Raw genomic sequence first — 17,592 nt, forward strand, 5'->3', positions numbered from 1 at the left:
TCCTCAGTTTCCGGCGACGGCGAAATTCGCCGGGTTGTAAAGGATGTCTTCCGCCTTGAGTTGTCCCGGCTTCAGAACGCCGCCACGGGCCAGGATGTCGATCCAGAACTGGAGATCGCGGTTCACGGCCTTGCCCCCTTCACGCACGCCATAGCCCGTGAAGTATTGCGCGATATCCGGATTCTCGTTGCGCGACGCGAGCACCTTGGCGATCACAGCCTTGGTTTCTTCCGGATGCAGGCGGGCGTATTCGAGCGCGGCTTCGGACTTCTCGACAAAAGTCTTTGCCGCCTGAGGATGCTCCTTGATCCAATCGCGACGCAGAACGGCAAAGCCACCGGCGATCTCGCCTAGAACGTCAGTGTCGCCGAAGATCTTCTGGAAAGGTCCGTTCTTCAGGGCTGCGCCTTCGAACGTCTTCTGCCAGTAGCCGAATGCAGCGATATCGACCTGTTTGGAGCGCAGAACCTGTTCGAGCTGCGGACCGGGCACGACGACGAGTTTGGCTGCATTTTCCGGCAGGCCGACCGAATGGAGCGCTTCGCGCACCGTATAATCGAGATGAGCGCCCAGCGTGTTGACGGCGATCGTCTTGCCGGCCAGATCCTTGATCGATTTGATCGGGCTGCCTTCGAGCGTGTAGAAAATGCTCTCGGTCGTCTTGTTGATGCCGTTCGAAGCGTAGGCTGCGACGAAATCATTGCCGCCGGCGATCGAGTTCAGCACGGCGGCAGTAGCAGCGCCACCGACTTCGACGTCGCCCGAAGCCAGGGCAAACAGCGATGCCGGGCCACCCTGCGCATAACCGACATTCTTGAGTGTGATCCCCGTGTCCTTGAAATAGCCGAGCGCATCGGCGAACTCATGGGCTGAAAGTCCACCCTGGCTGGCAAGAAAGCGAATGCTGACCTGCTCGGGTTCTGCTGCTAAAGCGATGCTGGCAGGGGTGGCGGCGAACAAACCGGCGGCGAGCGCGGCCGCCCGGCCGAAAGTACGGCGGGAAATCTGCATAGTGAACTCCATTGGTTGGATTAGTTGAGCTGAAGGGGCCGTAGCCCTTGTGCTTTCAGTCTTTGACCTTGGACCAGCGGCAAAGCCGGGCCTGAAGGGTTTCGAGGATGAAGTTGGCCGACAGACCCAGGAGCGCGAGCAGCAGGATTGCGGCGAACATCAGCGGAATCTGGAAATTGTACTGGGCATTCATCACCTGAAACCCGATGCCCGAATTGGCCCCGATCATCTCCGCGGCGATGAGCAAGAGAAGAGAGGTGGTTGCACTGAGGCGCAAGCCGACAAAGATTTGCGGAAGCGCCGCCGGAAGCACGACCCTGCGGAATACCGTCAGCCGCTTGGCCCCATAGACCCGGGCCATCTCTATCAGCTTCGGGTCCACCTGCTTGACCCCACCGATTGTTGCAAGGAGGATTGGGAACAGTGTTGCCCAAAAGATCACGAAGACCTTGGACGTCTCTCCAAGACCCAGCAGCAGGATGAAGACCGGGTAGAGCGCGAGGGCAGATGTCTGCCGGAACAGCTGCAGGATCGGGTCAAGGCTTCGCTCGATGAAGCGGACCTGGCCCATAAATAGACCAAGGGGGATCCCGAGGCTCACCGCAGCGCCGAATGCGAGACCTGCGCGCCGCAGGCTGATGAGGATATCGCCTGAGAATGTGCCGACCGTAACCCCGTTCCAAAGTGCGACAAGGATGGTATTCAATGGCGGCAGAACCGCAGCATTCGTCCAACCGAGCGATGGCGATATCTGCCAGAGCACGGCGAAGGCAATCAGCAGCGCATAGCGCGACAAGAACCCGCGCACAATCGCCGCGGCTTCCCTAACGGGTCTGCTTTGCCAAAAAGGAATTTGGCCGAAGCCTGGCAGTGCCTGCTGCTCAGTCTCGAGCGTCATGGTGTTACCCTCGTCCTTTATCGATTATTCAGCGGCGTGACGGTAGGCGCTGTGGCGCACCTGCGGGAAAGGCAGACCCAGATTTTCCCGCAGCGTCTTGCCTTCGTAGGCAGTTCGAAACAGTCCGCGGCGTTGCAGCTCGGGGATGACCAGCTCCACGAAATCATTGAGGCCGGTAGGCAGCCAGGGCGGCAGGACGTTGAAGCCATCCGCGGCCTCATTTTCGAACCATTCCTGCAGAGTATCAGCGACTTGAACCGCCGACCCGATGATCGTGAAATGGCCGCGTGCGGAGGCGATCCATTGGTAAAGCTGGCGGATGGAGAAATTGTTCTCGTCCGCAATGCGCCGGATCAGTTCCTGGCGACTCTTCATGCCCTCTGTCGGCGGCGCGGGAGGCAACGGGCCGTCGAGGTCGGATCCCGTGAGGTCCAACTCGCCGCCGGTCAGCGCGTTGATGAGCGCGAGGCCGTCTTCCTCGATGATCAGGCTGGTCAGCCGCTCGTATTTCTCGCGCGCTTCGTCTTCTGTGCGCCCCACGAAGGGCGAAACGCCCGGCATGACAAGCACATGCGACGGATCACGACCGAAGTTGCGGGCACGAGCCTTGATGTCGCGATAGAACTCTTGCGCCGTCTCAAGCTTCTGGTGCGCCGTGAAGATGACTTCGGCGGTCGCTGCCGCAAGGGCACGTCCATCATCTGACTGGCCCGCCTGGACGATGACCGGATGGCCTTGGGGCGAACGAGGAACGTTCAACGGCCCCTCGACCAGGAAATGTTCGCCGCGATGATTGGTACGATGCACCTTGTTGACGTCGAAATAGATGCCCGTCTCGCGATTGCGGATGAAGGCATCGTCGTCAAAACTTTCCCAGAGTTTCTTGACGACCTCGACATGCTCGGCAGCTCGCCGATAGCGCTCCGCATGGGGCTTCTGTCGTTCGAGATTGAAGTTCCTCGCGGCGGCTTCCGTCGCCGTCGTGACGACGTTCCAGCCGGCACGGCCGCTGGAGATCAAGTCAAGCGACGCAAACTTGCGCGCGACGGAATACGGCTCCTCATAGGTCGTGGACGATGTCGCAATGAAGCCGATATGGGTGGTGAAAGGCGCGAGTGCGGAAAACAGGGTCACCGGCTCGAAACCCACCACCCTGGCGTTGCCGCCCTCGATACCGCCGCCGAAGGCGACGGCGAGCCCGTCTGCCAGAAAATAGGCATCGAAAAGGCCACGTTCGGCTGCCTGGACCAGCTCTTTGTGAAATTTGAGATTGACCGCTCCATCGACGGGTTGGTCGGGATGACGCCAGGCAGCGATATGCTGGCCGCCTCCCGGGAGGAATGCACCAAGCTTTATTTGTCTCGTCATGACGGTTCCGTTCCCTCCAAAATCACAGGCCATCGAAATTATCGAACTGCCGTTGCCCATAATTAATGCTATAAAATCGATAAGATTTATAGGTTTTAGTTTCCGCAGTTGACGCCCGCGATTGGCAAAATTTTGCTAAACTTTAGCCACTTGTGAATTTCCTTGGCCCTAATTGGGCGACCATGCCGGCATACCGATAGAAAAATCGTCCGGCAGATCAGCAACCCCGCGGGACCCCGGAGCCGCAATCCCTCCTGTGAACCGCAGCAAAGCGGTAACGTCTCGATGCAGAAACTTACTGCCTCAAGGCCAATCCGCAGGTCCCAATTCGGTCACCAGCCTTAAAGGCGAGAATGCGCTGCCCAGGAGCCTAGGTTAGGCTGAGCGGCATGAACACGGCGGTGCTCTGCGTCCTGTCCGGTTGCTATCAGTGATTTTTCTTCTTTTGTGACCCGAGAAGCTCGGTGATCTCGCGGCGCGTGGTGACGAATTCCGGATCGTCGCGATACCTCGGGCGAGCGTTTCGGATGTTGAAAATCTGCGAGATCCGTCCCGGGCGCGGCTCCATCACAACCACCCTGTCAGAAAGGTAGATCGCCTCTTCTACATCATGCGTTACCATGACGACGGTGCATTTCTCCCGCTCCCAGATCGCCAGCAACTCGTCTTGCAGATGGCTGCGAGTGAGAGAATCGAGCGCCCCCAGCGGCTCGTCCAGGAGGAGCAGCGGAGGGCGTGGCGCAAGGCCGCGGGCGATTGCGGCCCGTTGGGACATACCGCCGGAAAGCTCGTGTGGCAGCGCTTTTTCGAACCCTGTTAGGCCGACGAGATCAATAAGGTATTGGACCCTTTCCCGTTTTTCCACCTCCGAACCGGATACGCTGTGGAGACTGAGCCCGATATTCTTCTCGACGCTGAACCATGGCAGCAGCCGATGGTCCTGGAAAACGATACCGCGCCTAAGGCTCGGCCGATCAATTGCCTCGCCGTCCACTATGATGCGGCCACTGTCCGGCCCGTCGAGGCCGGCCAGAAAGCGCAGCAGCGTAGACTTGCCACAGCCGCTCGGGCCGACAATGCTGATGAACTCGCCAGCTTCGATCGAAAGCGATACGCTGTCGAGCGCATGCACCGTACGGCCCTCGACTCGAAAGGTCTTCGAGACATCCGCAATTTTCACCGAACCGGCATCGAGCTTCTTTGGGGGAGAAAGGGTCAGGCTGTCCGCCATGGTATGAGCCTCCGTGAAAGTCCTATAACGAGCCGGTCAAGGGCTACTCCGATGAGCGCCAGGAAGAGAACGCCAAGAAGGACCTGATCCATGCGAGCGTATTCCCGGGCAGCTGCGAGATACGCGCCGAGGCCATCGCCCATGCCGTTGATGTAACCTGTGCCGATCAGGTATTCCGCCCCGAACGTGCCGAGCCAGGCGATGTTCAGCGACAGTTCGAGGCCCGTTAGGATCGCAGGCACCGCTGCCGGCAAGATGATCTTCGTCAGCGTTGCAAAGCGGGAGAGTTCGAGCGCGCGGCCGACTTCGCGAAAGGGCGCTGGTACATTCTGGCAACCGGCCTGCGCGCCAAGCGCCATGGGGAAAAAGGCCCCGAGCGAAATCAGTGTGACCTTCATGATTTCGCCATTGCCGAACCAGGCGCTGAATAGCGGAATCCAGGCGAACAACGCGATCTGCCGCAGGCTTGAGATGGAAGGATCGAACAGGCCGCGGGCGATTCCGGAAAGTCCGATCAACACCCCGACCACAAGCCCGACCGACGCTCCGATCGTCCAGCCGGTCAGGGCTCTCAGCAATGTTGCAGCCGTAGCGCCTGGAATGGACCCATCCGCGAAGCCCTGATAGGCCGTCACCAGGACTTTGGTTGGTGAGACCAGGATATTGCTGTTGAGGAGGCTGAAGGCATCAAGCACGGCCCAGATGATGATGAGCGCCGCCGGCAGAACCAATGCCCGCCAGATCAGTCCCGCTTGTGAAACCCTGTTGGAAGACGCAGTCATCGATGCCGTCCTCACGCCGCGGCCTTGAACGACCAACCGGTCGTCTGGTGCTGGAATTTCGTCAGACCGTAGTCGAGCGCCCAGCCGACCAGGCCGATGACGATCATGGTGGCGAAGACGACATCGAGCTGGAATGCCTTGCGGCCCCACATCATCAGGTAGCCGAGACCAGCGGCCGACGAGATCATTTCGACGAGGATCAGCACTTTCCAGCCGCGGCTCAGCGCTTGCCGCACGCCGGTAAGAATGGAAGGCAGTATGGAAGGCCAGACGACCAGGCGAACCCGTGCGAACCATGGTAGTTCGAGCGCACGCGCCACATCGTCATACTTGCGCGGCCGAGACCGGATCCCCTCGTAAGCGCCGACCATCAGAGGCAGGAAGCAGGTCTTGGCAATCAGGATGATCTTCAACGCTTCGCCGATACCGAAGAGCAGCATGAAGAAAGGAAGCCAACCCAGCGATGGAACGAGGCAGATCGCCCGGACCGTGGGGGCAACATAGATATCAAGCGGACGGAACAGGCCAAATGCGAGGCCGAAGAGAAGGCCAAGGCCACCTCCAACGGCAAGCCCCGAAGCAACGCGGCCGAGGCTGACGGCAAGCTCGGCCGGCAATTGCCCCGTAATGAGAAGGTCCAACGTAGTTTCATATACGAGCCGCGGATCCGGCAGGATTTGTTCCGCCAGCCACTCCTGCCGTACCGCATAGGACCAGAGAGCCAAAACCAGGAAGGGTATCACAAGCCCGAGCACGGCTTTGCCGGTCCACGACGGCAAGCTCGGGGCGGAAACAATGCCCCGCCAACCTCGACCCGTCGAGCGATCGAAAGCGGTGTCGACCAGTACTGCGTTCTTGAAAGTCACATCTGACATGATCGCTCCTTCCTGTGGCTTCCGCCGGCTCAGAGGTCTGGGTTGATTGGTGAGGTCTCCCCAGCAGGATCAGAACCGCACTGCGTTGCCGTTCCTGTCACGCGGCGTCCAAACATTCTCGTAGCCGAACTCTTTCAGAGCCGTCTTGAGATAGCTCTCGTCGACCCACTCGCTGACGTCGAAAGGCTTGCGGATCAGCTTCTGGCCAACCGCGAACTTGATGCCGGCTTCGACGTTGGCGCGGTAGAAATCGTCGAGCAGCGGGCTTTGGCGATCCTTCAGCACTTGGTCATCATAATCCTTCTCGAAGCTCGAGCGTGGTGAGCCGGTGAGCGACCAGATATCGAAGAGCGCCGAACGGTTCTTCTCGTCGGATGCGAAATAGGATGCCTTGACGAAGTTGTTGACGACTCGTTGGGTGAGAGCCGGATAGGCCCCACGGAAGGCGTCGGTCACCACGAAGGAGCCGAAGTTGCTGCCAGGTGCCGGGCTCCCTTTGGTCGTGTAAAGGACGTTGGCGATGCCCTTTTCGACGAGTTGCAGCACGCTGCTGCCGCCACCCACCACCACATCGACATCGCCGGAGGTGATTGCTGCGATCTGGTCGGCGGTCTGCAGGTCGAAGAATTGCACGTCCTCGGCGGTGAGACCCACCTGAGCCAGCACCAGGGATAGGCCCAGCTCATTGATCGTGCCGCGCGAGGTCGAAACCTTCTTGCCCTTCAAATCCGCCAGCGATCCGATCTTGGCGTCCGGCCGGGCGACGAGATAAATCGGGCTGACGCCATAGGAAGCCACCACCTTCGTCTTCAGACCGGCTCCACGGCCAACGATGTTCGGCAAGCCACCGTAGTAAGCAAAATCGAGCTGGCCATTGGCGAAGGCTTCATTGATCGCTGGGCCGGTTCCACGGGGAAACTGCCATTCGATCGTTATGCCGTCGGCAGCAAATTCCTTCTCCAGCAGTTCCTGCGCCCGCACCACCCCGATCGCACCGGTGCCATAGGGCTTGCCGGCTGCGTTTCCGAAGGATGCGATCCGTATTGCTTTTGGCTTCTCCTCGGCCATTGCCACAGTCGGGTTGACCGCGATTGCAACCAGAGAAAGGGCAGCAGCAAGCATGCCCGCAATTTGTCTTCGGGTCGTCAACATCTCAAATCCTCGATCCGTATTTGCCGGGTCCGACCGATGCAGCCATCGGCCGGAAGACTTCATTATCAGCTGATCTTCTTGCCCTTGGCGTCGCGACTGGCCCAGAAGCCGTTATATCCGAGATCGGCGAGCGCTTTCTTGAGGTAACGATCGTCGATCCAGGCGCTGACGTCGAAGGGCTTGCGGATCAGCTTCTGATCGGTCGAAAACCGGATGCCGGCTTCAAGGTTGGCCTTGTAGAAATCGTCAACAAGGGGATTGTTGCGATCTCTGAGGTCATCGTCCTTGTAGTCTGCGACGAAGGCGGAACGGGGCGCTCCCGTCAATGCCAGAAGGTCGTAGAGTGTCTCGCGGTTTTCTTCCAAAGATGCAAAATGCGCCGCCTCGATGAAGCTCTTGACGACACGCTGGGTGATCTCCGGATATTGCTTGGAGAATCGTTCGATCACGACGAAGGAACCGAAGCTGCTGCCCGGAGCGGGGTTGCTCTTTGTGGTAAACACCACCTGACCCAGGCCTTTTTCGACAAGGTGCAACACGTTGCTGCCACCGCCGATCACGGCGTCGACATCGCCGGAGGAAAAGGCCGCCGTTTGATCAGCCCCCTGCAGATCGAATATCTGAACGTCGCCCGAGGTAAGGCCGACCTCGCCTAGGAACTGCGAAAGCGAAAGCTCGTAGATCGTTCCCCGCTGTACTGCGACCTTCTTTCCTTTCAGGTCGGCTAGTTTCCCGACTTGCGCCGAGGGCCTGACCACCAGATAGGTCGGTGCATTGCCGTTGCCGGCCAGCACCCGTGTCTTCAGTCCTGCACCGCGCCCGACGATGTTCGGCAGGCCACCATAACTTGAAAAATCGAGTTGGCCGTTTGCGAAAGCTTCGTTGATCGCCGGTCCGGTGCCCCGTGGGAACTGCCAGTCGATCCTGATGCCGTCATTGGAGAACTCTTTCTCCAAAAATTGCCGTGCCCGCAGCACACCGACCGGACCGGTCCCATAGGGTTTGCCGGCGGCGTTTCCAGGTCCCGCGATCCGGATCACCTCGGGTTTGGACTGGGCTTTGGCAATAGAGAATGTCGTGGGAAGCGCGGCTGCCGCCGCAGCCAATCCCAGGAAGGTCCTGCGTGTCGTCTGCATGGCCGAATGTCCTGCTGGTTGCCTGGTGGTGGCCGCGTCAGCAGGCGGCCGATCCGATCATCAATGGTGTTCGAGACGTTTCATGACTTCGTGCGTTGGGCGGGGCCTACCGCCTCGAACCCAGCCGATCGACATTCGATAGCTGCCGAATAGATTCTGCGCTTCGAGTTCGGCAACGGTAATGCCCGTCAGTTCCGTAGTCTGCGGCCCAACGTAGAGCGCGTCGTCGGGACAGTAGACCTCGCACATGAAACAGGTCTGGCAATCGTCCTGACGGGCAATCACCGGAATACCGTCGGGCGTGATGTCGAAGACGTTCGTCGGGCAGACGCTCACGCAAATGTTGCAACCGGTGCACCGATCTTCGCTGATCACTTCGATCATGCTGCCAGCTCCTCGAGTTCCGGCGATGGAGCACGTTGCTTTCCGATCCAGACGTCGTCCAAACCCCCACTGGTCGTGTAGTGGAGCTGGTTATCGTCTTTCTTCGGATAATCCTCGCGCTTATGCATGCCGCGCGTCTCGGTGCGCGACAGAGCGCTGTGGTACATCCAGCGCGACGTGGCGAGCATCGCTACGCTTTCACGGGTGCGTTGCGCTTCGCCAAACGAAGCCGCTTGCGCGGTGCGTATGCCAGACCATAGACCATCGAGACGACCGAGCGAGTCCGTCAACCGTTCTCCGCTTCGCAGGTAATTGCGGTCATAGGGATGGACCTCATCCTGCACGGCGCGAGCGAGCGTCGCCGCATCGATCGCGCGTCCCGAGCCATCGGCAACGCCGACACCGCCCGCCCGCACATAGCGCCGACCGCGGCCGCGATATTGCAGGCCATGTTCGCCAGCTGAATGACCGGCCCAGAAGCCGGACGACATCGCCCAGGCCGCATTGTGACTTCCACCGCCTGTAAAGGCGCCGCAGATCAGTTCGCGCGTCGCCGCATCGCCGGCCGCATAAAGGCCAGAGACGGTTGTAGCACAGCCGTTGTCGACGATTCTGAGGCCGCCGGTGCCGCGCACAGTACCTTCCAGCAAGAGCGTTACGGGGAAGCGCTGACGGAATGGATCAATGCCGGCGCGATCAAGCGGCAAGAAGAAGTTCGGTTGGGCATAACGCATTGCCTGCTCGGTTTCGGCATCCGCCTTGTCGAGCTGTGCAAAGACGCGTTGCGTCTGGAGCACTCGGGCCATCACCGAACGACCGCCCTTCGAGGCAGCGCCCGGTATCGGCGTGCCATCCTCGAAGGTGAAGGATGCCCATTCATAAAAGCGCGTCTTGGTAACCGACCCCCCTTCGAGCGCCATGGCATAGGCGGTCGAGAATTCCATGCCGGAAAGCTCGGCGCCCAGTTCCGCGGCGAGCAACAGGCCGTCACCGGTCAGCACATTGCAGCCGAGCGCCTTGCTGAGAAAGGCGCAGCCGCCGGTGGCGATCACCACCGCCCCTGCCCGTACCAGCCAGGTGTCGCCCTTTTGGCGGCGGATGCCAGCCGCACCGGCGACCGCGCCCGTCTCGTCGCGCAGCAATTCGAGTGCCGGGCTGTGATCGAGAATCTTGACGCCTGCCGCCTTGGTACGCTTGCGCATCAGCCGCATGTAATCCGGTCCGTCGAGACTTCTACGGATGGAGTTTCCGTTTTCGTCGTCGCTGAAGGGATATCCCCACTCGGCCAGATGGTTGACGTTTTGATATGTCTGATCGAGCACTCGCCGCATCCAGGCAGGATCAGCGAGCCGTCCGCCGAGATCCCATCGGCTGTTCATAGCCTGGGAACGGCGTACCGGGTCCGGCGGCACGTACCAGACACCCGTGCCAGAAGGCGCAGTTGCTCCGGAGGAACCACAGAAGCCCTTGTCGACCAAGACGACTTTTGCACCCTTGCCCGCAGCTGCGATCGCCGCCCAGGTGCCGGCAGGGCCGCCGCCAATGACGAGAACGTCGGCGTCAAATTCGAGCGAAGCGGAAGGGGCCGCAATATTCGCAGCTGTAGATGGACTCACCATAATCTGTCTCTCCTGGCCGGATTGGACGCCTCTGACGTTAGATCCCCGATATCAGCGACGTTCCCTTCGGGCACGGCTCGCCGATACCTCCCATATTATCTACTAAATCTATAGACAAAAGGAACTTGTGCGCCGGCAAAGTCGGTAGGTGAGAAAAAATTTACCCCTTTCGACATGCATCCTAAAACGATCAGTGGATTTCATGCCCTCGCAGCCGACTACAAGGGAGGAAGGAATCTTCGCCGAAACTGCTGCTGGTGACGCTATAGGTCACGCCGTCTCATCGCGGAAGGGTAATACACCTTTTCTATTGATAAAGGATATTACAGGATAGCTGTTCCTCTCTGAGCTTAAAGTGAGGATGCGATTGCTCGTGGGATTGGAGGGGGTCCTCTAGGTTCTTTGGCGGAATAAGGAGCCTGATGAATGTTTTCCAGTACCGTTGCCAAGACCGTTTTCGGTCTCGCCCTTTCGATCTCCGCACTCGCTGCAACCCAGGCGTCCGCCGATGCAACGCTCGACCGCATCAAGGGTCGCGGCACACTGACCGTTGGGGTGATCCTGTCCGGTGCGCCGTTCGGCTATATCGACCCCAAGACCCAGGCGCAGAAAGGTTTCAACCTCGATATCGCGCAGGCGCTGGCCGATGACCTCGGTGTCAAGCTGGAAACCGTTGCAGTTACGCCGCCGAACCGCGTGCAGTTCCTGCAGCAGGGCAAGGTCGACATCCTCATTGCCAACATGCAGTATACCGAGGACCGCGCAAAGATTCTCGACTACGTGCCGACGCCCTATGACCGCAGCGGTGGCGCCGCTGTCGTGCGAAAGGACAGCGGCCTGAAGGACTGGGCCGACCTGAAGGGCAAGCCGGTCTGTGTTTCGCAAGGCTCCAACTACACGCAGCCTCTGATGGAAGAATATGGCGCGGTGGTGAAGGCGCTTCCAAGCCAGCCGGAATCGCTGCTCGCACTGCAGGGAGGCAATTGTGTTGCAGCCGTGCATGTCGGCGCCACCGTCGGCCTCCTACTGCAGGATAGAGTGGAGGAATGGAAGGACTATGCAATCCCCTTCCCGACCGAGTTGATCCCATCGGATTCGGTAATCTGGCTGCGCAAGGGGGAAAAGGATACCCAGACCGCCTTGGACGCTGGCGTCAAGAAGCTGCACACCTCCGGAAAGCTCCTCGAATTCGCCAAGGCCAACCGGCTCCTAAACACGGAATACCTGCAACAGGCAAACAAGACGCTTTCCGCCAGCAAGTAAGCGGGCGGCATCGGAAGAGCAAATGCAGGACATGAACCTCACCGACCTGTTCGTCAGTCTGACGGACAAGGTCGGCTTGAACTACCAATTCCTGGCGACGGGATACGAGGCGCAGATCTGGCGTGATGGCTTCGTCACCACGCTCTATCTCGTCGTCCTGCTTATCCCGGTCAGCCTGATCTTCGGCCTGCTGTTTGCTGCTTGCCTGACGTCCGGAAGGCTGTGGCTTTCGGCGCCGGTCAGGGCCTTCGTTGAGATCACCCGCAACACCCCGACCCTCGTGCAGCTGATGTTCAGCTTCCTGGTGCTCAATACCTTCGTCTCAAATCTGGTGGGCGGCGCACAGAACAATCCGCTAACGCCTTTCTTCTGGGTGGTCGCGGTGGTCGGCCTGCATATAGCAGCTCTGCATGCGGAGGCGATCCGCGCCGGTATCGAGGCAGTGCCGGCGTCGACGGTGGAAGCGGCACGCGGCATCGGCTTCAACCAGTTGCAGATCCTGCGATACGTCGAGGTTCCGCTGGCCTTTCGGGCTTCTTTACCGGCGATCGTCAACAATCTGATCAATCTCGTAAAGCTGACGACGGTCGGGAATGCGATTGCGGTGAGTGAGATCACCTATGCTTCGATCATGGTTTGGACGCAGCGCGACAACGTCGTCGAACTGATGATCGTCATCCTTGCCTTCTTCAGCCTCATCAATTTGATCGTCGCTCGCGTCGGTCTGTGGGTGGAGCGCAAGCTTGCTGTTCCGGGGTATGGCTTGTGACGACCGCAACACTTCTTGAACCGCGAAAGCGCAGTGATCTTCTACGCACCGTCGGTTTTGTGGCGCTGCCGCTCGTTATCCTCGTCTGGTCGTTCATCGACCTCACGCTTGGACGGGAGTTGGTGGAGTGGATACCTTATCTCGCCTCCGGTTTTGCGATGAACATCGTCATCAGCCTGTCGGCGATGGCGCTGGGTACCATGGTGGGCGCCATCTTCGGGATCCTGGAACTCGCGCCGTATCGATTGGTACGCTATCCGGTCGTTGCCTACGTGCAGATCTTTCGCAATGCGCCGCATCTCGTGCTGATTTTCGCCACGACCTACATCTTTCCCTTCGAAATCGTCATCTTCGGCAACTACCTGCCGTTCCCCGATTGGGTGAAGGCGGTGATCGGCCTCGCTATTCCAGCCAGCGCCTATGTGGCCGAGATTACTCGCGGCGCCATCCTCTCCATTGCGACCGCACAGTGGGAGGCGGCGAAGGGCTTGGGCTTTTCGCGCGGGCAGGCAATGCGCTGGATCATCCTGCCGCAATGCCTGCGGCGCTCGCTGCCGCCATGGATGAACGTCGCCGCCTCGATCACCATGGGCACCGCGCTCGCATCCCTGGTGGGTGTGCATGAACTCTTGCATGCGGCCACCGATGCCAGCACCGCCGTGCGCCGGCTCGATTTCACGATCATCGCCTATCTCGTGGTCATGGCCGCCTTCTTCATGCTCTGCTACCCGATCGCCCGCTTGACCCGCCGCCTTGAACGGCGCTTCAACGCGGCCTAAGGATTTTCAAGATGAACACATTTGCCAACAACGCGATCGTCCGGCTGGAAGACGTACACTTGTCCTTTGGTCAGACGGAGGTGCTGAAGGGGATTGACCTGACCGTCAACAAGGGCGATGCGGTTTCCATCATCGGCCCGTCCGGCTCCGGCAAATCAACCATCCTACGCTGCATCAATGCGCTGGTCGCACCCCAGAGCGGCCGCATCACCGTCGGCGGCACCCGTGTTGACCAGCTGACCAAAGAGAGCGAGCGCATTGCACTTCGCAAGCGCGTCGGCATCGTATTCCAGCAATACAACCTTTTCCCGCATCTGACGGTGCTCGACAACATCGTGCTGGCGCCGACCCGCATTCTCGGCGTTGACCGGCGCGAGGCGGAAAAGCTGGCCCGCCACCTGCTGGAGAAGGTTCGGCTTGTCGAAAAGGCCAACGCCTATCCCGGCCAGTTGTCCGGCGGGCAGCAACAGCGCGTTGCAATCGCCCGCGCGCTGGCGATGAAGCCGGAACTCGTCCTGTTCGACGAGGTAACCTCGGCGCTTGACCCGGAGACCGTCGGCGAAGTCTTGTGGGTGATCCGCGATCTCGTTCGAGATGGCATGACCAGCATTCTCGTGACCCATGAAATGCGTTTTGCCGAGGAGATCAGCGACACTGTCGTCTTTACCGAAAACGGCCGCGTCGTCGACCGGGGCTCGCCCGAGCAGATCTTCCGCAATCCGGACAATCCCCGTGTGCGTCAGTTCGTCAGCGGGCTTTCCGGGCATAATGCAATGCGCGACGGGGAAGGCATCTAGGAGTCGGCCATGATGAGCACAGCCGCACCGCTCACCACCGCATTCGCAGAGGCGATCATCGGCTCGGACCCGAGACGGGACCTCGCCGCTATGGAAGCGGCGCGCACCGCCGTTATCGACTTTCTCGCCTGCGCGATCGCCGGCGCTCGCGACCGCACGACCGGCATCCTGGCCGCTGCGGTCGGCGCCGTCCTCCCCGGTGATGCCATCTTGATCGGCAGCGCTCGCCGCACCGACCCGCTGGTCGCGGCCGTGGTCAACGGCTATGCCGGCCATGTACTCGACTACGACGATGTGCATGCCAGCGTGCGCGGCCATCCAACTACGGTGATCGTCCCGGCGCTTCTTGCGCTGTCGGCCGAGCGACAGTTCTCGGCGGAAACACTGCTAGCCTCCTATGTCGTCGGGCTGGAGGCAATGGCACGGCTCGGTCTCTCGCTCGGCTCAAAGCACTACGAGAACGGTTTCCATGCGACCGCAACGCTCGGTACAATTGGTGCAGCGGCGGCGATCTGCCATCTGACAGGAGCCTCGGTGCAGGAAACGGCTGTCGCCCTTGGCGTTGCGGCAACGCAATCTTCGGGCTTGAGGTTGCAGTTCGGCTATGACGTAAAACCCTACCATGCCGGCATGGTAGCACGTTCCGGGCTGTTGTCGGCCCGGCTGGCAACCGCAGGCTTCGGCGGTGCGCCGGACTTTCTCGACAATCCTGTGGGTTTCCATTCCGCCTATTCCTTCGGCGCGGAGCGGCCATCGGCTGTGACCGACAACTGGGGCGGACCGTGGCAGATCGTGGCGCCGGGGCTGACGTTGAAGGCCTATCCCTGCTGCACCGCCAGCCACCCGGTAGCCTCCCTGGGTATCGATCTCAACCGTGAAGGCCTTCGCGCTGACGCGATCGAAACCATCACCTTCACTTATCCGCCCGGCGCCGATGCCGCGCTGGTGGTGAGCAAGCCGACAAACGGCATCGAGGCGCGGTTCAGCCCGGAATACGTATTCGCTGCAGCCCTTATCGATGGCGCCCTGCGGCTTGACCATTTTGATGATCAGCCGGTGCAACCGGCCCTGATGGCGCTTGCCGAGCGCGCCAGCCGGCGACATGACCAGAACGCAGCCAGGATGTCCAGCGATCCCAATACCCGCTTCGTGATCCTCGACATCACGCTCAAAGACGGCGGCACGATCACCCGCCGCTTCGATGGACTGCCCGGACTGACCGATCCGCTCGAAAAGTTCCGCAACGCGACCGCCGAAGATTCTGCCTTTACCGATATTCCTTCGCTCGTCCGCAGCATGAGCAGTCGTGCTGACCTTCACCGATTGGTGGCGCTTCTCAGCCAGGACGCTATCAAAAACCACATTTAACGAAAGACTTTGCCATGAGTGCTACGAGGCAGATCCATCTCGGCCTGTTCCTACAGGGGGCAGGCCACCACGTATCCGGCTGGCGGCATCCGCATGCCGAAGCTGGCAGCGAGAATTTTGACCTCCTTCGCCGGGTCTCGCAGATTGCCGAGGCAGCAAAGTTCGACATGGTCTTCCTGGCGGACGGGCTAACGAGCGGTATCGATGCGCATCCTTCGACGATCGCCCGTTTCGAGCCGCTGACGCTACTTTCGGCACTGGCACTGGTGACGAACAGGATCGGCCTCGCCGCCACCGCATCGACAACCTATGGAGAGCCCTATCATACCGCGCGCGCCTTTTCTTCGATCGATCATCTGAGCCACGGCCGCGCCGCCTGGAACATCGTCACAACCTCCTACGCCCGCACGGCCAATAATTTTTCGACGTCGCATCCGGAGCATGACGAGCGTTACGCGGTCGCGGAAGAGTTCGTGGACGTTGTGCGTGGGCTGTGGGACAGCTGGGACGACGATGCCTTCGTCAAGGACAAGCAGAGCGGCGTGTATGCCGACCCAAGCAAGGTCCACATGCTCGACCATAAGGGCAAATATTTCTCGGTGAAGGGGCCGCTCAACATTCCGCGTTCGCCGCAGGGTCATCCGATCCTGATCCAGGCCGGTTCATCCGGGCCTGGCCAGGATCTCGCCGCACGAACGGCCGACGTCGTCTTCACCGCCCAGCAGAGCTTCGAAGAAGCGCAGGCTTTCTACAAGAGCCTCAAGGAACGGGTGATGCGTTTCGGTCGCCAGCCGGACGACGTCGCTGTCATGCCGGGCTTCCTGCCGGTGATCGGCCGTACGGCGAAGGAAGCCGGAGAAAAGCTCGCCGAACTGGACCAATGGACGGATCTCAAGAGCGCCATGCCGCTGCTCGAAGAACGTATCGGCCACAGCCTTACCGATTATGATCCCGACGGCCCGTTGCCGGACCTGCCGATCTCCGATCAGCTACGCAGCCGTGCCGAACTCTTGACGGCTCTTGCCCGACGGGAGACCCTGACCATACGCCAGTTGGCGCTGCGGGTCGCGGCGGGCCGTGGCCACCACATCGTGCTCGGAACGCCCACTCAGATTGCTGACCGCATGCAACAGTGGTTTGAAGGCCGCGCTGCCGACGGCTTCAACGTCATGCCGCCCTTCTTTCCCGAGGGGCTGGAGGACTTTACTCAGCTGGTGGTCCCGATCCTGCAGGAACGTGGCCTGTTCCGCGCAGACTACAGTGGTTCGACACTGCGCGACCACCTCGGACTTGCCAGACCCGCTCTGGTCCGCGCGGCTCCATGAGATAGCCGTTCGACGGGTGTCGGTGCGGATTGGAATGAGGCGGGAGCTCACTCGCGGGGTATTCGGTCTTATGCATCAGTTCCGAAAAGGTGGGGGGCACCCTAGTTCTGGCGGAAGACGTCGACGGCCGGGGCGGAACTCCTTGCACTCGCCACGATCGGTGAAACGGCGGCCTCCATGCTTTCCGGCGTGGTGCCGGTGACGACGACGCCGAGCAGGGGCGCGGCAATACCCGCCGCCTTCAGCTTCGGCATGTCATCTGCGACAAACCGCTTCTGGCTCGGCGCGATCACAGGAATACCCGCCTTCGTGGTGATATCCCCGTATCGCACGAGATCTGCCCCGTTGAGCGACTTGCCGTAATCCGCAAAGGAAGCAACCGACGCTTCCATCATCGCGCCGGGAATGGCGATGATCCTTGCCAAGTCCTCGTCCGTACTCTTTTCGCCAAGCGCCGGCATCGGCCTTAGCTTTGACTGCAGCAGATGCGGCTGCATATCGCTGAAATAGATGTTGAACCCCTCGAAGCCGAGATCGGCGAGTGCATCCATCTCTTGCGCGCTCGGCACCTTTTCCTGGCCGGCCATGACCAGCAGCGGTACGCCAAGCGCGGCAAGCTTCTCGAAGAAAGGCCGTTCTTCGGCGAAACTGCCAAAAGTCGTGCCGGTGGCGCGGTGATAGGCGTTGAGATGCACCTTGATCGCGGAGGCCCCTGCTTCGATCGCCGCCTTCGCGAGATCGAGATCGTGGCAGGCGAGCGAAACGATGACCGGGAATTCGCCACCCCGCAGCGCTTTGGTGAGTTTAGTCTCGGGATAGATCGGCATGTAAGGCC

17 protein-coding genes are annotated in these 17,592 nt (G+C 60.4%); 6 read left to right on the forward strand and 11 right to left on the reverse strand.

The features are described 5' to 3' along the window. Positions 1 to 3: 3 nt before the first annotated feature. The 10 genes from C5L13_RS21490 to C5L13_RS21535 form a co-directional block, all read right to left on the reverse strand. Positions 4 to 1,011 carry an ABC transporter substrate-binding protein gene (locus tag C5L13_RS21490; RefSeq protein WP_105385313.1) on the reverse strand — a complete coding sequence of 336 codons (1,008 nt, stop codon included), beginning with the start codon at positions 1,009 to 1,011 and terminating at the stop codon, positions 4 to 6. A gap of 55 nt (positions 1,012 to 1,066) precedes the next feature. Continuing rightward, entirely contained in the window at positions 1,067 to 1,909 is an 843-nt protein-coding gene (locus tag C5L13_RS21495) for an ABC transporter permease (protein WP_105385314.1), read from the reverse strand. A 24-nt stretch (positions 1,910 to 1,933) separates the two neighbouring features. Then, positions 1,934 to 3,277, reverse strand: a complete 1,344-nt coding sequence (locus C5L13_RS21500; RefSeq protein WP_105385315.1) for an LLM class flavin-dependent oxidoreductase — start codon at positions 3,275 to 3,277, stop codon at positions 1,934 to 1,936. Positions 3,278 to 3,704: 427 nt separating this feature from the next. Continuing rightward, complete coding sequence (locus C5L13_RS21505) at positions 3,705 to 4,508, reverse strand: ABC transporter ATP-binding protein (RefSeq protein WP_105385316.1); 804 nt, start codon at positions 4,506 to 4,508, stop codon at positions 3,705 to 3,707. Beyond that, complete coding sequence (locus C5L13_RS21510) at positions 4,493 to 5,290, reverse strand: ABC transporter permease (protein WP_105385317.1); 798 nt, start codon at positions 5,288 to 5,290, stop codon at positions 4,493 to 4,495. Before C5L13_RS21510 ends, C5L13_RS21505 begins: the two co-directional genes overlap by 16 nt. An 11-nt stretch (positions 5,291 to 5,301) precedes the next feature. After that, positions 5,302 to 6,165, reverse strand: coding sequence for an ABC transporter permease (locus C5L13_RS21515; protein ID WP_105385318.1), 864 nt, complete (start codon positions 6,163 to 6,165; stop codon positions 5,302 to 5,304). A gap of 69 nt (positions 6,166 to 6,234) precedes the next feature. After that, positions 6,235 to 7,317: an ABC transporter substrate-binding protein gene (locus C5L13_RS21520; protein ID WP_158693503.1), complete on the reverse strand. Its 1,083-nt coding sequence runs from the start codon at positions 7,315 to 7,317 to the stop codon at positions 6,235 to 6,237. Positions 7,318 to 7,382: 65 nt separating this feature from the next. Next, complete coding sequence (locus C5L13_RS21525; protein WP_105385320.1) at positions 7,383 to 8,453, reverse strand: ABC transporter substrate-binding protein; 1,071 nt, start codon at positions 8,451 to 8,453, stop codon at positions 7,383 to 7,385. Positions 8,454 to 8,513: 60 nt separating this feature from the next. Further along, positions 8,514 to 8,837, reverse strand: a complete 324-nt coding sequence (locus C5L13_RS21530; protein WP_105385321.1) for a 4Fe-4S dicluster domain-containing protein — start codon at positions 8,835 to 8,837, stop codon at positions 8,514 to 8,516. Beyond that, a complete protein-coding gene (locus C5L13_RS21535; protein ID WP_205836869.1) occupies positions 8,834 to 10,456 on the reverse strand; it encodes an FAD-dependent oxidoreductase in 1,623 nt (540 codons plus the stop codon). Before C5L13_RS21535 ends, C5L13_RS21530 begins: the two co-directional genes overlap by 4 nt. Before the next feature lie 426 nt (positions 10,457 to 10,882). Between C5L13_RS21535 and C5L13_RS21540 the strand changes: the two genes are divergently transcribed. From C5L13_RS21540 to C5L13_RS21565, 6 genes are read left to right on the forward strand one after another with little or no spacing between them, the layout of a single operon-like run. Next, a complete protein-coding gene (locus C5L13_RS21540) occupies positions 10,883 to 11,719 on the forward strand; it encodes a transporter substrate-binding domain-containing protein (protein ID WP_105385322.1) in 837 nt (278 codons plus the stop codon). Positions 11,720 to 11,741: 22 nt separating this feature from the next. Continuing rightward, a complete protein-coding gene (locus C5L13_RS21545) occupies positions 11,742 to 12,488 on the forward strand; it encodes an amino acid ABC transporter permease (protein WP_105385323.1) in 747 nt (248 codons plus the stop codon). Continuing rightward, on the forward strand, positions 12,485 to 13,267 hold the full coding sequence (locus C5L13_RS21550; RefSeq protein WP_105385324.1) for an amino acid ABC transporter permease: 783 nt from the start codon (positions 12,485 to 12,487) through the stop codon (positions 13,265 to 13,267). The genes C5L13_RS21545 and C5L13_RS21550 overlap by 4 nt, the downstream gene beginning before the upstream one ends. 11 nt (positions 13,268 to 13,278) lie before the next feature. Beyond that, positions 13,279 to 14,064 (forward strand): amino acid ABC transporter ATP-binding protein, encoded by a 786-nt coding sequence (locus C5L13_RS21555; RefSeq protein ID WP_105385325.1) that lies wholly within the window; start codon positions 13,279 to 13,281, stop codon positions 14,062 to 14,064. A gap of 9 nt (positions 14,065 to 14,073) precedes the next feature. Next, entirely contained in the window at positions 14,074 to 15,432 is a 1,359-nt protein-coding gene (locus tag C5L13_RS21560; protein WP_105385326.1) for an MmgE/PrpD family protein, read from the forward strand. Positions 15,433 to 15,446: 14 nt separating this feature from the next. Continuing rightward, positions 15,447 to 16,757 (forward strand): LLM class flavin-dependent oxidoreductase, encoded by a 1,311-nt coding sequence (locus tag C5L13_RS21565; RefSeq protein ID WP_105385327.1) that lies wholly within the window; start codon positions 15,447 to 15,449, stop codon positions 16,755 to 16,757. A gap of 101 nt (positions 16,758 to 16,858) precedes the next feature. On the opposite strand, the gene C5L13_RS21570 is transcribed toward C5L13_RS21565, so the two are convergent. Next, positions 16,859 to 17,584, reverse strand: coding sequence for a hypothetical protein (locus C5L13_RS21570; RefSeq protein ID WP_105385328.1), 726 nt, complete (start codon positions 17,582 to 17,584; stop codon positions 16,859 to 16,861). Positions 17,585 to 17,592: the final 8 nt, after the last annotated feature.

This window comes from Neorhizobium alkalisoli (genome assembly GCF_002968635.1).
Taxonomy (GTDB): domain Bacteria; phylum Pseudomonadota; class Alphaproteobacteria; order Rhizobiales; family Rhizobiaceae; genus Neorhizobium; species Neorhizobium alkalisoli.

Excerpts from the sequence above, each read along its gene's own strand:
- C5L13_RS21490 (WP_105385313.1), bottom strand. The coding sequence starts at position 1,011 with ATGCAGATTTCCCGCCGTACTTTCGGCCGGGCGGCCGCGCTCGCCGCC.
- C5L13_RS21495 (WP_105385314.1), bottom strand. The coding sequence starts at position 1,909 with ATGACGCTCGAGACTGAGCAGCAGGCACTGCCAGGCTTCGGCCAAATT.
- C5L13_RS21500 (WP_105385315.1), bottom strand. The coding sequence starts at position 3,277 with ATGACGAGACAAATAAAGCTTGGTGCATTCCTCCCGGGAGGCGGCCAG.
- C5L13_RS21505 (WP_105385316.1), bottom strand. The coding sequence starts at position 4,508 with ATGGCGGACAGCCTGACCCTTTCTCCCCCAAAGAAGCTCGATGCCGGT.
- C5L13_RS21510 (WP_105385317.1), bottom strand. The coding sequence starts at position 5,290 with ATGACTGCGTCTTCCAACAGGGTTTCACAAGCGGGACTGATCTGGCGG.
- C5L13_RS21515 (WP_105385318.1), bottom strand. The coding sequence starts at position 6,165 with ATGTCAGATGTGACTTTCAAGAACGCAGTACTGGTCGACACCGCTTTC.
- C5L13_RS21520 (WP_158693503.1), bottom strand. The coding sequence starts at position 7,317 with ATGTTGACGACCCGAAGACAAATTGCGGGCATGCTTGCTGCTGCCCTT.
- C5L13_RS21525 (WP_105385320.1), bottom strand. The coding sequence starts at position 8,453 with ATGCAGACGACACGCAGGACCTTCCTGGGATTGGCTGCGGCGGCAGCC.
- C5L13_RS21530 (WP_105385321.1), bottom strand. The coding sequence starts at position 8,837 with ATGATCGAAGTGATCAGCGAAGATCGGTGCACCGGTTGCAACATTTGC.
- C5L13_RS21535 (WP_205836869.1), bottom strand. The coding sequence starts at position 10,456 with ATGGTGAGTCCATCTACAGCTGCGAATATTGCGGCCCCTTCCGCTTCG.
- C5L13_RS21540 (WP_105385322.1), top strand. The coding sequence starts at position 10,883 with ATGTTTTCCAGTACCGTTGCCAAGACCGTTTTCGGTCTCGCCCTTTCG.
- C5L13_RS21545 (WP_105385323.1), top strand. The coding sequence starts at position 11,742 with ATGCAGGACATGAACCTCACCGACCTGTTCGTCAGTCTGACGGACAAG.
- C5L13_RS21555 (WP_105385325.1), top strand. The coding sequence starts at position 13,279 with ATGAACACATTTGCCAACAACGCGATCGTCCGGCTGGAAGACGTACAC.
- C5L13_RS21560 (WP_105385326.1), top strand. The coding sequence starts at position 14,074 with ATGATGAGCACAGCCGCACCGCTCACCACCGCATTCGCAGAGGCGATC.
- C5L13_RS21565 (WP_105385327.1), top strand. The coding sequence starts at position 15,447 with ATGAGTGCTACGAGGCAGATCCATCTCGGCCTGTTCCTACAGGGGGCA.
- C5L13_RS21570 (WP_105385328.1), bottom strand. The coding sequence starts at position 17,584 with ATGCCGATCTATCCCGAGACTAAACTCACCAAAGCGCTGCGGGGTGGC.